Annotated in this window: 11 protein-coding genes; 8 read left to right on the top strand and 3 right to left on the bottom strand. The window is 70.6% G+C overall.

The window, feature by feature from the left end; translation table 11 throughout:
- Window positions 1-145: 145 nt before the first annotated feature.
- From OHA98_RS31765 to OHA98_RS31745, 5 genes are read left to right on the top strand one after another with little or no spacing between them, the layout of a single operon-like run.
- Window positions 146-1,264: a DegT/DnrJ/EryC1/StrS aminotransferase family protein gene (locus OHA98_RS31765; protein ID WP_266930617.1), complete on the top strand. Its 1,119-nt coding sequence runs from the start codon at window positions 146-148 to the stop codon at window positions 1,262-1,264.
- Window positions 1,261-2,286, top strand: coding sequence for a Gfo/Idh/MocA family protein (locus OHA98_RS31760; RefSeq protein WP_266930616.1), 1,026 nt, complete (start codon window positions 1,261-1,263; stop codon window positions 2,284-2,286). Before OHA98_RS31765 ends, OHA98_RS31760 begins: the two co-directional genes overlap by 4 nt.
- Window positions 2,283-3,902, top strand: a complete 1,620-nt coding sequence (locus OHA98_RS31755) for a glycosyltransferase family 2 protein (RefSeq protein ID WP_266930614.1) — start codon at window positions 2,283-2,285, stop codon at window positions 3,900-3,902. The genes OHA98_RS31760 and OHA98_RS31755 overlap by 4 nt, the downstream gene beginning before the upstream one ends.
- Before the next feature lie 5 nt (window positions 3,903-3,907).
- Window positions 3,908-5,191 carry a nucleotide sugar dehydrogenase gene (locus OHA98_RS31750; protein WP_266930612.1) on the top strand — a complete coding sequence of 428 codons (1,284 nt, stop codon included), beginning with the start codon at window positions 3,908-3,910 and terminating at the stop codon, window positions 5,189-5,191.
- 46 nt (window positions 5,192-5,237) lie between these two features.
- A complete protein-coding gene (locus OHA98_RS31745) occupies window positions 5,238-7,850 on the top strand; it encodes a glycosyltransferase (protein ID WP_266930610.1) in 2,613 nt (870 codons plus the stop codon).
- Window positions 7,851-7,953: 103 nt separating this feature from the next.
- On the opposite strand, the gene wecB is transcribed toward OHA98_RS31745, so the two are convergent.
- Window positions 7,954-9,045, bottom strand: coding sequence for a non-hydrolyzing UDP-N-acetylglucosamine 2-epimerase (gene wecB, locus OHA98_RS31740; RefSeq protein WP_266930608.1), 1,092 nt, complete (start codon window positions 9,043-9,045; stop codon window positions 7,954-7,956).
- Window positions 9,046-9,218: 173 nt separating this feature from the next.
- Here wecB and OHA98_RS31735 point away from each other — a divergent pair, with 173 nt between their 5' ends.
- Window positions 9,219-10,826, top strand: coding sequence for a glycosyltransferase family 4 protein (locus tag OHA98_RS31735; RefSeq protein ID WP_266930607.1), 1,608 nt, complete (start codon window positions 9,219-9,221; stop codon window positions 10,824-10,826).
- A gap of 85 nt (window positions 10,827-10,911) precedes the next feature.
- On the opposite strand, the gene OHA98_RS31730 is transcribed toward OHA98_RS31735, so the two are convergent.
- Both OHA98_RS31730 and OHA98_RS31725 read right to left on the bottom strand, forming a co-directional pair.
- The gene (locus OHA98_RS31730; protein WP_266930605.1) at window positions 10,912-12,063 is read right to left on the bottom strand and encodes an acyltransferase; all 1,152 of its coding nucleotides are present in this window, start codon (window positions 12,061-12,063) and stop codon (window positions 10,912-10,914) included.
- Window positions 12,064-12,144: 81 nt separating this feature from the next.
- Complete coding sequence (locus tag OHA98_RS31725; protein ID WP_266930603.1) at window positions 12,145-12,747, bottom strand: acyltransferase; 603 nt, start codon at window positions 12,745-12,747, stop codon at window positions 12,145-12,147.
- Window positions 12,748-13,084: 337 nt separating this feature from the next.
- Here OHA98_RS31725 and rplU point away from each other — a divergent pair, with 337 nt between their 5' ends.
- Together rplU and rpmA are read left to right on the top strand one after the other, a co-directional pair.
- Complete coding sequence (rplU, locus tag OHA98_RS31720) at window positions 13,085-13,405, top strand: 50S ribosomal protein L21 (RefSeq protein ID WP_073723125.1); 321 nt, start codon at window positions 13,085-13,087, stop codon at window positions 13,403-13,405.
- A 14-nt stretch (window positions 13,406-13,419) separates the two neighbouring features.
- The gene (rpmA, locus tag OHA98_RS31715; RefSeq protein ID WP_124268213.1) at window positions 13,420-13,677 is read left to right on the top strand and encodes a 50S ribosomal protein L27; all 258 of its coding nucleotides are present in this window, start codon (window positions 13,420-13,422) and stop codon (window positions 13,675-13,677) included.
- Window positions 13,678-13,790: the final 113 nt, after the last annotated feature.

Below are 13,790 nucleotides of genomic sequence, written 5' to 3'. Positions count from 1 at the left end.
CGGCCCGGTGGCGGACAGACCGGACCCAGAATCCTCGGCAGGGCGTCGGCATTGTGCCGGTGGGGTTAGGCGCGGCCTCGTGAGACGTCCCGCACCCCAGACCTCTGCCTGTTAAGAGCTCTTGCGGTGTTCAAGGAGGACGTCCATGACGAGCATCAACGAGCAGCCGATTCCTGCTGCCCGCCCGGTCATCGGGGAAGACGAGATCGAGGCCGCGGTACGCGTACTGCGCAGCGGCCGCGTGGTGCAGGGGCCCGAGGTCGCGGCCTTCGAGGAAGGCTTCTCGGACCTGGTCGACGGCCGGCACTGTGTCGCCGTCAACTCGGGCACCTCGGCACTTCACCTGCTGCTGCTCGCCCTGGGCATCGGTCCGGGCGACGAGGTGATCGTCCCCTCCTTCTCCTTCGCCGCGTCCGCGAACGCGGTCCGCCTGGTCGGCGCCGACGTCGTCTTCGCCGACATCGAGCCCGGCAGCTTCGGCCTCGACCCGGCCGCGGTCGAGGCCGCGATCACCCCGCGCACCGCCGCGATCATGCCCGTGCACCTCTACGGTCACCCGGCGGCGATGGACAGGCTCATGCCCATCGCGGACAAGCACAAGCTCGCCGTGGTCGAGGACGCCTGCCAGGCACACGCCGCGGCGCTGAACGGGACCCCCGTCGGCGCGTTCGGCGCGGGCGGCACCTTCAGCTTCTACCCCACCAAGAACATGCACTCGCTGGAGGGAGGCATGGTCACCACCGCCGACGCGGAGACCGCCCGCACCCTGCGCCTGCTGCGCAACCAGGGCATGGAGCAGCGGTACGCCAACGAGATCGTCGGCGCCAACATGCGTATGACGGACGTGTCCGCCGCCGTCGGCCGGGTGCAGCTGACCAAGCTGGACGCCTGGACCGAGCAGCGCCGTGCCAACGCGGCGTACCTCGACGCGCACATCACCGCGCCGTGCGTCGTGACGCCGCCGGTCGCCGAGGGCGCCCGTCACGTCTACCACCAGTACACGATCCGGGTGCGGGGCGACCGGGACGCCGCGATGGCGAAGCTCACCGAGGCGGGCGTCGGCAACGCGGTCTACTACCCGACGCCGATCCACCGGCTCAAGCCCTACTGGGAGCCGGACCAGAAGGCCGGCCGCACCTGGGATCTGCCGGAGACCGAGCGGGCCGCCGCCGAGGTCGTCTCGCTGCCGGTGCACCCCTCGCTCACCGAGGGCGACCTGGCGCGCATCGCCGCCGCCGTGAACGCGCTGGGGGAGAACCTGTGAGCGCCGTACTGAAGGCCGGCCTCATCGGGCTCGGCTCCATGGGCCGCCACCACGCCCGGGTGCTCGCCGGCCTGGAGGGTGTGGACCTGGTCGGCGTCGTCGACCCGATGGGCGACAAGAACGGCTGGGCGCAGGGCGCCCCCGTCCTGTCGACCGTCGAGGAACTCATCGCCCTGGGCATCGACTACGCCGTCGTGGCCTGCCCCACCGGGCTGCACGAGGAAGTCGGCCTGCAGCTCGCCGACGCCGGTGTCTGCGCGCTGATCGAGAAGCCGCTCGCGGACACCGTGGAGGGCGCCCGCCGGCTCGTCGAGGCCTTCGAGGCGCGCGGCCTGGTGGCCGGTGTCGGCCACATCGAACGCTGCAACCCGGCCCTGCGCTCGCTGCGCAGCCGTCTGGAGGCCGGCGAACTCGGTGATGTGTACCAGGTCGTCACCCGGCGTCAGGGTCCCTTCCCGCACCGGATCGCCGACGTCGGCGTCGTCAAGGACCTCGCGACCCACGACATCGACCTGACGGGCTGGGTGACCGGTCAGACGTACAACTCGATCGCGGCCCACACCGTGTCGAAGTCCGGCCGCCCGCACGAGGACATGGTCTCCGCCGTGGGCCAGCTCTCGGACGGCACGATGGTCAACCACCTGGTCAACTGGCTGAGCCCGCTCAAGGAGCGGTTCACCTCGGTCACCGGTGAGCGCGGCTGCTTCATCGCCGACACCCTCACCGCCGACCTCACGTTCCACTCGAACGCGTCGGTGACCACCGAGTGGGAGGCGCTGCGCGCGTTCCGCGGGGTCTCCGAGGGCGACATGATCCGCTACGCCATCCCGAAGCGCGAGCCGCTGCTCGTCGAGCACGAGCTGTTCCGGGACGCCGTGCAGGGGAAGTCGTCCGACATCTGCACCCTGCGCCAGGGGCTCCGTACCGTGGAGGTGGCCGCCGCCGTGCTCGAATCGGCGTCGACCGGACTCGCGGTGTCGCTGAAGGACCTGGACGCGCCGTTCGAGGGTGTGGCCAGTTGACCGAACCGGCTGTCACCGTCGTCGTAGCCGTTTACAACACCATGCCGTATCTCACCGAGTGTCTGAATTCGCTCGTGGGACAGAGCATCGGACGGGAGCGGCTCGAAGTGATCGCGGTGGACGACGGGTCCACCGACGACAGCGGTAACGAACTGGACCGTTTCGCGGCGCTTTATCCGGATACGGTCAAGGTTATTCACCAGGAGAATTCCGGCGGGCCGGCCGCTCCCAGTAATCGGGCCCTGGACATCGCCACCGGGCGTTATGTCTACTTCATCGGTTCCGACGACTACCTCGGTGAAGAGGCGCTGGAACGGATGGTGGCCTGCGCCGACAAGCACGACTCCGATGTGGTCGTCGGCAAGATGGTCGGGACGAACGGCCGTTATGTCCACCAGAAGCTGTACACCGGGAACAATCCGGATATCAGCCTCTACACCTCGGCTCTTCCGTTCACGCTGGCCAACACCAAGCTCTTCCGCCGTGAACTGGTGGAGAAGCACGGCCTGCGGTTCCCGGAGGACCTGCCGGTCGGCAGTGACCAGCCGTTCACGATCGAGGCGTGCGTCCGGGCCCGCAGGATCTCGGTGCTCTCCGACTACACGTACTACTACGCGGTCAAGCGCGGTGACGCGAGCAACATCACCTACCGGGCCGACCATCTGGCCCGGCTCCGGTGCACCGCGAAGATCATGAAGCACACGGCCGGTCTCATCGAGCCGGGCCCGCAGCGCGACGCCGTGTTCAAGCGGCACTTCGACTGGGAGCTGTCCAAGCTCCTGCAGAAGGACTTCCCCGCCCTCGACACCGGCACCAAGCGCCTGGTGTGCGAGGGCTTGGCCGCCTTGTTGGACGAGTACTACACCGACGGCCTGCGCGACGGTACGGGGGTGACGCGACGGGTGCGCTTCGGTCTCGCCCGGCGCGGTGCCGTCGAGGAGCTCAGCCGCGCCATCGCGGACGAGACCGAGCACGGGGCCCCGCCGTTCTTCCTGGAGGGCGGGCGGGCCTTCGCCGCCTACCCTGGCTTCCGGGACGACGCGGTCGGCCTGGAGGACCGCTTCTACGAGGTGCTCGGCGAGGCGGTACCGGGCAGGCTCTCGAAGAGCACGGAGCTGGAGTCGGCCGCGTGGGAGCAGGACGGGGCGGAGCTGTCCCTCGCCCTGAGGCTGCGGCTCGGGATCATCGGTGACACGTCCTCGGCCGTGGTCGCCCTGGCGCAGGGCGCGATGCCCAAGAGCGCGGACAAGCCGGGAGCGCTGCGGATGCCCAAGGACGCCCGGTGCCCCGAGGCGGTCGGAGAGTTCGTCAGGGAGCCCGCGGGCGAGGGCCGGGGCACCCTGCTGAGCGCCCGCATCCCGATCCAGCCCGTCAAGGCGAAGCGGGGTGTGCGGGTCTACGCCGATGTGGCGGGCTCGACGTACGAGATCCCCGTGCGCACCGACGGACTGCCGATGCCACTGGCGCGGCGGTGGGGGCGGGCCGTCCCCTATCGCGTCGCCGCGAATCCGAACACCAAGGGCCGGCTCGTGATCACGACGGCCCCGCTGTGGGAGACCAGGCCCGGGATGCTGGCGCGGCTGCGCCGCAAGCTGTCCGGCCGGAAGAGGAAGTAAACCCGATGAACATCTGTGTAGTCGCGCTCGGCAAGATCGGACTTCCGCTCGCCGTGCAGTTCGCAGCCAAGGGCCACACGGTCATCGGCGCGGACGTCAACGAGAAGGTCGTCGAGCTGGTCAACGCGGCCACCGAGCCGTTCCCCGGCGAGCACGACCTGGACGTCATGCTCAAGGAGACGGTGGGCGCCGGTCTGCTCTCCGCGACGACGGACACCACGGCCGCGGTCGCCGCGTCCGACGCCGTCGTGGTCGTCGTCCCGCTCTTCGTGGACGCCGAGGGCACCCCGGACTTCGGCTGGATGGACGCCGCCACCAAGGCGATCGCCGCCGGGCTGAAGCCGGGCACCCTGGTGAGCTACGAGACCACGCTGCCGGTCGGCACCACCCGTACCCGCTGGGCGCCGATGCTGGCCGAGGGCTCCGGACTCACCCCGGGCGAGGACTTCCACCTGGTCTTCTCCCCGGAGCGGGTGCTGACCGGCCGGGTCTTCGCCGACCTGCGCCGCTACCCCAAGCTCGTCGGCGGCATCGACGAGGCGTCCGCCCGGCACGGTGTCGAGTTCTACGAGGCCGTGCTCGACTTCGACGAGCGCGAGGACCTGCCGCGGCCCAACGGCGTGTGGGACCTCGGTACGGCGGAGGCCTCCGAGCTCGCCAAGCTCGCCGAGACCACCTACCGCGACGTCAACATCGGTCTGGCCAACCAGTTCGCCCGGTTCGCCGACCGGAGCGGCATCGACGTCAAGAAGGTCATCGAGGCCTGCAACAGCCAGCCCTACAGTCACATCCACCAGCCCGGAATCGCCGTCGGCGGCCACTGCATCCCGATCTACCCGCGGATGTACCTGTGGAACGACCCGGAGGCGACCGTCGTGCGCTCGGCCCGTGAGGCCAACGCCGCGATGCCCGAGTACGCCGTGGACCTGCTGGCCGCCGCCTACGGCGACCTGGACGGCGTCGGCGTGCTGGTGCTGGGCGCCGCCTACCGCGGCGGGGTCAAGGAGACCGCGTTCTCCGGTGTCTTCGGAGTCGTCGAGGCGCTGAAGGCGCGCGGCGCGGTGCCGTTCGTCTCGGACCCGATGTACACCCCCCAGGAGCTGACCGCGCACGGTCTCGTCCCGCACGAGGGCCAGACCGTCACCGCGGCCGTCCTCCAGGCCGACCACGCCGAGTACCGCGAGCTGGCCGCCGCCGACCTGCCGGACGTCCGCGTCCTGGTCGACGGGCGGCGGACGACGGACCCGGCCCGCTGGGAAGGTGTTCGCCGCGTTGTTATCGGAGGTTGACCTAATATGTCCGGGATAGCTCAGTTTGTCGTGTAAGGATTGAAGCATGTCAACATCTGTCGCCCGCCCCAAACTTGCCGTCATCGTCGCCAACGGCATCACTGGGGACTCCCGGGTGCAGAAGACGGCGCTCGCCGCTGCTCGCGCCGGCTGGGACGTCACTCTCATCGGCCGCAGCCTTTCCAAGCACACCGAGCGCTCCTGGTTCGGACCGGTCAAGGTCGTACGTGTACCGGTCGCCGCCCATATGAAGCGACGGGTGGCGGCCCGCGCCGTCCAGGGCGGCGCCCGCGCGCATCTGACGCAGTTCGGCATCAAGGACCGTGCGGGACTGGAGCAGTTGCGTGCCGCGCACGGCACCTGGGTGCGTGAACAGACCGCCAGGATCGGGTGGTTGAGCCAGTCCACGGCCCTCGGCGGACCGGCTGCCGTCGGGCTCAAGGCCGTGGTGCGGGCCCGCCGCGGCGCGCACAAGCTGCGGCTGAAGGCCTACAAGTGGGAGCAGCGGCGCAAGCCCGAGCAGCAGCCCACCGGCGACTGGCGCAAGGACTGGCCGGCCCTGCTCGACCTGGACCTGGCATTCGGCCCCGTCATCGAGAAGCTCGCGCCGGACGTCATCCACGCCAACGACATCACCGCCATCAACCTGGGTGCCATGGCTGCCGCCCGGCTGCGGGCGAGCGGCCGCAAGTGCGCCTGGCTGTACGACGCGCACGAGTACGTCGCGGGCGTCGAGTGGCCCCAGCCGCTGATGACCACCGCCTTCCCCGCCGTGGAGAAGGAGTTCATCGGCAAGGCCGACGCCGTGGTGACGGTCTCCCCGGAGATCGCCGAGGTCATCCAGCAGGACTACGCACTGGCGAAGACGCCCCTCGTGGTCCGCAACACCCCGATCCGCGAGACCATCGGCGGCGCCGCCGGGCGCGTGTCGGTCCGGCAGGCCTGCGGCCTCGACGACAGCGTCCCGCTGCTCGTGTACTCCGGCTGGATCTCCTCCGAACGCGGGCTCGGCACCGCGGTGGAGGGTCTGGCCGGGCTGCCCGGCTACCACCTCGCGGTCGTCGCGGGCAAGCGCAGCCCGGAGCTGGTCAGACTGCTGGAACTCGCCGAGGAGACCGGCGTACGGGACCGCATCCATGTGGTTCCCTACGTGGCCCAGCACGAGGTGGCGGACTACCTCTCCACCGCGGACCTCGGTCTGATCTGTTCCCAGCGGACGATCAACTACGAGCTGTCCCTGCCGACCAAGACGGCCGAGTACCTGCACGCGGGGCTGCCGATCATCGCCAGCGATGTGAAGACCCTCAGCGCGTTCGTACGGGAGCACGGCGTCGGCGAGGTGTTCGTCTCCGGCGACGCCGCCTCGTTCGTCGAGGCCGTCACCCGTGGCATCGCCGGTGTCGCGGAGATGAAGGAGCACATCACCGAGCCCATCCTCACCGAGCTCTCCTGGGAGCATCAGTGCGAGGGCCTGATGGCGCTCTACAGCGAGATCTCGGGCCTCACCCCGCCCGCGCCCGCGGCGGGCTTCTCCTGGGGAGCCGTCGAGCGCGCCGTCACCGACACCGAGGAGGACGAGGAGCCGCGCGAGGAGCTGGAGCGGGGCTGGACGCCGCTCGGCAAGACCCCGGTCAAGCTCGGTCTGGGCCCGGCCAACTACGCCGGGCAGCTCGCCGCCTTCGCGCAGGCAGTCACCCGTGAGCGCTCCGACGTCTCGGCGGAAGTGGTCAAGCACCGCACCGCGCAGACGCACGAGTACCCGGCCGACGTCTATGTCGACGGCAAGTCCCTCAAGAACCTCGATGTGCAGCTCGAACAGGTGCAGCGGATCGTGCCGCGCTACACGCACCTCATCGCCGACGCCTTCCGCCCCGTCTTCGGCGGACTGAACGGCGACAGCATCGAGGGCGACCTGCCCGCGCTCCTCAACGGCGGGCTGAAGGTCGCGCTGCTCGCCCACGGCAGTGAGGTGCGCGACCCCGCACAGCACCGGAAGCGCAACCCGTACTCCCTCTTCCTCGACGCCCCCGAGGGCTACGAGGACAAGCTGGCGGCGATCGCGGAGCGGAACCGGCGTATCGCGCGGGAGAGCGGGCTGCCGGTCTTCGTCACCACGCCCGACCTGCTGCTGGACCTGCCGATGGCCACCTGGGCGCCGCTCGTCGTGGACGTCGAGGCATGGGCCTGCGACCGGCCGGTGATGCAGCGCGAACGCCCTGTCGTCCTGCACGCCCCCTCGGCGCGCTGGACCAAGGGCACCGACCGGGTGCTGCCGGTGCTCCAGGACCTCCACGACCGGGGCCTGATCGATTTCCGGCTGGCCGAGAAGGTCTCCTGGGCCACGGTCCGGGAGATGGTGATGGAGGCGGACATCATCGTCGACCAGTTCGCCATCGGTACGTACGGGACGTTCGCCTGCGAGGGCATGGCCGCCGGCAAGCCGGTGGTCGCCCACCTCGACAAGGAGTCGATCGCGGCGTGCGGAGTGACCCCGCCGATCGTCAACGCCACCCCGGAGACGCTGGACTCGGTCATGGAGGCGCTGCTCGCCGACCGTGAGGGCACGGCCCGGATCGGCGCCGAGTCGGCCGCGTTCGCACGGGAGTACCACGACGGCACCGCCACGGCCCGCGCCCTGGACGGTTTCCTGAGGCGCTGACCGGCACCGCGAGGACGCCCGTCTTCGCGCGAGGACATGACAGAAGGGGCTCCCCGGCCGCAGTCGGCCGGGGAGCCCCTTCTCGTACGCCGGTTGGCCTCGGTCAGCCGCGCAGCGCCTCCTCCATCAGCTCCACGACCCGTACGGCCGCGGTGCCCTCGCCGTAGGGCGTACCGCGCTCGGTCTCCGGGGCCGGGCGGGTCGCCAGCGCCGCGAACTCGTCCGCGGGCAGCTCGTGCGGGTCCGGGACGAGGACGTTCCAGCCGCCCTCCAGGGTCTCCACCCACTCCGTCTCCGGGCGGACCGTGGTGCACGCCCGGCCGAGCAGGAACGCCTCCTTCTGGAGACCGCCCGAGTCGGTGACCACACCGGCCGAGGCCACCACGGCGGCGACCAGACCGGCGTACGGCAGCGGGCGGCCGACGTGCAGGTTGCCCTGCTCCAGCTTGATGCCGTGCTCCTCGGCGCGCGCCACCAGACGCGGGTGCGCGAGCAGCGCCACCGGCACCGGAAGCGCGGCCAGCGAGGCAAGGATCGCCGACAGCCGCTCCGGGTCGTCGGTGTTGTCCGGCCGGTGGAGCGTGGCGAGCAGGAACGGCGCTGCCGGGTCGATGCCCTCGGGCAGGGCCGGTGCGGGGTGCTCCCCGGCGGCCACCGCGTCACGGATGCGCAGGCAGATGTCGACCATCACGTCACCCGCGAGCCGGGAACGCCCGGCCAGGCCCTCGTTGGCCAGGTGGCGCATGGCCTCCTCGGTGGGGGCGAGCAGCAGGTCGGCGCAGTGGTCGGTGAGGACCCGGTTGTGCTCCTCGGGCATCCGGCGGTTGAACGAGCGCAGGCCCGCTTCGAGGTGGGCGACCGGCAGGTGCATCTTCACCGCGGACAGCGCGCCGGCGACGGTGGAGTTGGTGTCCCCGTAGACCAGGACCCAGTCCGGCCGCTCGTCCTCCAGTACCTTGTCCATGGCGGCGAGCACCGCTCCGGTCTGCACCCCGTGGCTTCCGGAGCCCACGCCCAGGTGGACGTCCGGGGCGGGGATGCCGAGCCCGTCGAAGAACACATCGGACAGATCGGCGTCGTAGTGCTGGCCGGTGTGCACGATGACATGCTGATGGGACGTGCCGGCGAAGGCCGCGGCGATGGGGGCGAGTTTCACGAGCTGGGGCCGGGCCCCGACGACGCTGAGGACCTTCACGTTGTTCTTCTCCTTGGAGGCTGCCGGGCCCGTTGCGGGCCGGGTCCGATGGTACGTGGAGCCTTGCGGGGCACGGTCACCGCAGGGTCCCGGGGGGCCGGTATGCTCGCTGGCTGCGGTATGTCTGCGGCGGGGAGAAGGCCGTGACGGCGGCTATCAGGAAAGGCGCGTACATGGAGCCCGAAAGCACCACGCGGCACAAGCCCCGGGGTCGAGTGGTCATGCTCGTCGACAACGGGGTCAGGGGTGACTCCCGGGTACAGAAGGCGGCCCGGTCCGCGGCGGACGCCGGCTGGGACGTCGTGCTGTTCGGAGTCTCGCCGGACAGCGAGAAGCACTCCTGGAAGGTCGGCAGCGCCGAGGTGCGGCTGATCCCCAAGCCCACCCCGCTCAACCCGCGCCGGCACGACATGCGCCGCCCGTTCCCCCGCCGCCCGCTCGCCTACCGCTCGCCCCAGGTGGCGCGCTACCGGGTGCAGGCCGCCAAGGCGTGGCGCTCGGACCTGAGCTTCCGGCAGGCGGCCGAGAAGGCGGCCAGGGCAGGTCACCCGGGCCGCAGCGCGGGCGGCTCCAAGGCCCGTCTGCTGGTGCCGCGCGTGAGCGCCAAGATCTACAGCAAGTGGGTCGCGCTGCGCGCCCGCGAGACGACGAACCTGCAGAAGCGCCGGTCCATGCTGGACGCCTCCCTGGACCGGACCACGACCGCCGTGTGGCAGACGCTGATGAAGCAGCGCTCCTGGCGCCGTCTGATGCCGAACCTGTGGGACTTCGAGCTGGCCTTCGCCAAGCACATCGACGCGCTGAAGCCCGACCTGATCCACGCCCACGACTTCAAGATGCTCGGCGTCGGCGCCCGCGCCGCCGTGCGCGCCCGCGCGGCCGGCCGGCCCGTGAAGCTGGTCTGGGACGCCCATGAGTACGTCCCCGGCCTGCCCCCGCGGCACGGCCGCTGGCTGCCCGGCCATGTGGCGTGGGAGAAGGAGCACGCCGTGTTCGCCGACGCGGTGATCACGGTCTCCCCGGCCCTGGCGGAGCTGCTCAAGGAGGGCCACGGCCTGTCCGTACTGCCGACGGTCGTGCTGAACGCCCCGGTGCTCTCCCCGGGCGCGGACGAGGTCGCCGGAGCCGACCCCGTACCGGACCTGCGGGAGCTGTGCGGCGTCGGCGCGGACACCCCGCTCCTCGCGTACGTCGGTGGCATCAACCCGGTCCGCGGGGTCGAGACGATCATCGAGGGCCTCACCCGCATGCCGGACGTGCATGTCGCGATGGTCTCCGTGCCGCCGGGCAAGCCGTACGCGGCGACCGCCACGATCCGCAAGCTCGTCGACGAGCTGGGGGTCGGCGACCGGGTGCACTTCCTGCCGTTCGTCCCGCACTGGCAGGTCGCCGAGTTCGTGGCCCCGGCCGACGCGGCCGTCAGCCCGCTCCATCACCTGGCCAACCACGAGCTGGCGCTGAGCAACAAGTTCTTCGAGTACTCGCAGGCCAGGCTCCCGCAGATCGTCAGCGACATCCGCACGATGTCCGAGATGGTCGAGTCGACGGGCCAGGGCGAGGTCTTCCGCGCCCAGGACACCGAGGACTACGTCCGGGCGGTGAAGGCCGTGCTGGCCGACCCCGAGCGCTACCGGGCCGCCTACGACAAGCCGGGGCTGCTGGAGAAGTGGACCTGGGAGGCGCAGGCCGAGGTCCTCGACGGCATCTACAGCCGTCTGCTGCCGGACCGCCCCAAGGTGCCCGCGGCGGCCTCGGAGACCCGGACGGACGCCCACGCGTGAGCCCCTGCTCCGGCTGACCCGACACGAGAAGGGCCCCGCACCGGAAAACCGGTGCGGGGCCCTTCCTCACGCAGTCCGCACGGGGTCACAGCTTTGTACGCAGCCAGCGGACCGAGGGCCGCTCCACGCAGCGGTGCACCAGCCAGGACAGCACCAGCAGAACCAGCACGGTGACGGCCAGCGTGGGCCATGCGCCCAGGTGCCCGTGGAGGGTACGGATCAGGGCCCAGCCCAGCTCCTCGTGGAGCAGGTACAGCGGGTACACCAGCGCCCCCGCCGTGGCCAGCCAGCGCCACCGCACCCCGTCGAGCCGGTGCAGCGCCACCGCGAGCACCAGGAGATAGGAGACCGTCACCACGGCCAGGGCCACATACGGGCTGCGGTCGAACCCCAGGTCGTCCCGCAGCCGGTCCCCGTGTTCCACGAGGTCGCTCTGCATGGTCAGCCAGCTCATGCCGAGGAGCAGCCACAGCTTAAGGCCGGGCCCGAAGCGGTACATCAGGTACATGGTGATCCCGGCGACGAACAGCGAGGTGTTCAGCGCGGGGGCCAGCGTGGTGAGGAGCGGTACGGCGGGGCCCTGCTGGAGCAGCACGGACAGGATCAGCCACGACCAGCAGAAGATGTACACGCGCTGGAAGTCGATCTCCTTGATCAGCACGACCAGGAAGACCAGGTAGAAGCAGAGCTCCAGCCAGAGCGTCCAGTAGGCACCGACCATGTGCTGTGCCTTCAGGGGCACCTGGAACATCGTCAGGTTCGTCAGGGCGTCGCTGAAGCTGGGGGACTCGCGGACCGGGTCCGGCAGCAGCCGGTACAGCGCGAGGGCGACGACCACCGAGAACCAGTAGGCGGGAAAGAGCCGCAGGAACCGGGCGCGGACGAACTGCCCCGGGGTCCGGCCCCAGGCCGACAGACAGATCACGAAGCCGCTGATGATGAAGAAGAGCTGGACGCCGTAGGAGCCGTACTTGGCGAAGGGGAAGAGCCAGGGGAACAGCTCGCGGGGGCTCTCGCCCCAGTTGACCGCGGTCGCCTTGTCGATCCCCGCGAAGTGGAAGGCGAGAACGGCCAGCGCCGCCACGACCCGCAGCGCGTCGAGCGCGTAGAGCCGTGGCGCCGGGGTCCTGGGGGTGCCGCCGCCGTCACCGGAGGCGGCACCGGGGGCCGGAATCTCCGGTCGCGCCTTGTCCGGCGGGTGAGCATCGGTCTTGGCAGACAGAGAAGGAGAGTTCACTGCCTCATCCTCGGCCGAACGTGTCGCTTTCTAGGTGGAACACGTCGGATCGAGATCGAAAGGCGACCCGCCTCGCACCGGTTACGCGGCTCGCTCGCCGAGAACCCCGTCCTTCTCCTCGTACACCGCACCGCTCTGCGGGCACTCCCAGACGCCCGGCTCGCCGACGCGCTCCACCAGGCGCACCCCGCTGCGGCCCACCCAGCCGATCTGCCGCGCCGGTACGCCCACCACCAGGGCGAAGTCCGCCACGTCCTTGGTGACCACCGCGCCGGCCGCCACCATCGCCCAGCGCCCGATCCGCACCGGAGCCACGCAGACGGAGCGCGCGCCGAGCGACGCGCCCTCGGCCACCTTCACACCGACGGCCTCCCAGTCGCCGCCGCGCTTCTGGTTGCCCTCGGGGTCGACGGAGCGCGGGTTGTGGTCGTTGGTGAGGACGACGGCGGGGCCGACGAAGACGCCGTCGCCGAGCTCGGCGGGCTCGTACACCAGGGCGTAGTTCTGGAGCTTGACGTTGTCGCCGATCCGCACGCCGGTGCCGACGTAGGCGCCCCGGCCGATGACGCAGCCCTTGCCGAGGCGGGCCCGCTCACGGATCTGGGCGAGCTCCCAGACGCTGCTGCCGTCGCCGATCTCGGCGGTCTCGTCGACCTGGGCGGTGGGCTGGACCCTGTAGTTCACGCGCGTGTGCCTTCCGGAGAGCTGGTGTGCTGGGAGAGCTTACGATCCCGGGCCCCGGCGGCCGTGGGCGAGGGCGCCCTCGCCCGGCGTACGGAGCCGCTGCCGACCCGGTCCCCGGCGGCCGGGGCCCGGTTTGACCCCCCGAACCCCGCCCCGTAACCTTGACCCTCGGTGTGTTTCCGTACGCACCTACCCCTGAGCACATCCCTTCCGGACCCGGTCGGCGTTCGCGCCTTCCGTACGGGAGAGGCCGCTCATCCTTCCGGATCGTCCCGGGCCCCGGCCCGTGCGAGCGGCTGGCATCAGGGGATCCGTTCCGAGCGAAAGAGAGATCCGCGTGTACGCCATCGTGCGCAGCGGTGGTCGCCAGCACAAGGTTGCTGTCGGCGACATCGTTGAGGTTGACAAGATTCCCACCGCCCAGGTCGGCGACACCGTAGAGCTCTCTACGCTGCTCGTGGTCGACGGCGACGCCGTCACCAGCGACCCGTGGGTCCTGGCCGGGATCAAGGTCCAGGCCGAGATCGTGGACCACCACAAGGGCGCGAAGATCGACATCCTTCGCTACAAGAACAAGACCGGCTACCGCCGTCGCCAGGGTCACCGCCAGCAGTACACGGCGATCAAGGTCACCGGTATCCCCGCGGCTGCGAAGTAAGGGACTGAGGAGACATGGCACATAAGAAGGGCGCATCCTCCACTCGGAACGGGCGCGATTCCAATGCTCAGCGGCTCGGCGTGAAGCGCTTCGGCGGTCAGGCCGTCAACGCCGGTGAGATCCTGGTCCGCCAGCGTGGCACCCACTTCCACCCGGGCACGGGTGTCGGCCGGGGCGGCGACGACACGCTGTTCGCGCTGACCGCCGGTGCGGTGGAGTTCGGTACGCACCGTGGCCGCAAGGTCGTGAACATCGTTCCGCTCGCCGCCTGATCCATTTCGGCGCACGCGGAGCGACACACAGCACCTTCCGAGGGCGGATCTCAGCTTTCCCGGCAAACGGGGAAGCGGGTCCGCCCTCGGCGTGTTACGACAGAGACAATTCC

Source organism: Streptomyces sp. NBC_00654, from assembly GCF_026341775.1.
Lineage (GTDB): Bacteria > Actinomycetota > Actinomycetes > Streptomycetales > Streptomycetaceae > Streptomyces.
This window is presented reverse-complemented; position numbering and strand designations above follow the sequence as displayed.

What these genes read in the sequence shown, in the direction of transcription:
- OHA98_RS31750 (WP_266930612.1), top strand. Translation starts at nt 3,908, where the DNA reads ATGAACATCTGTGTAGTCGCGCTCGGCAAGATCGGACTTCCGCTCGCC.
- rpmA (WP_124268213.1), top strand. Translation starts at nt 13,420, where the DNA reads ATGGCACATAAGAAGGGCGCATCCTCCACTCGGAACGGGCGCGATTCC.
- OHA98_RS31735 (WP_266930607.1), top strand. Translation starts at nt 9,219, where the DNA reads ATGGAGCCCGAAAGCACCACGCGGCACAAGCCCCGGGGTCGAGTGGTC.
- OHA98_RS31745 (WP_266930610.1), top strand. Translation starts at nt 5,238, where the DNA reads ATGTCAACATCTGTCGCCCGCCCCAAACTTGCCGTCATCGTCGCCAAC.
- OHA98_RS31765 (WP_266930617.1), top strand. Translation starts at nt 146, where the DNA reads ATGACGAGCATCAACGAGCAGCCGATTCCTGCTGCCCGCCCGGTCATC.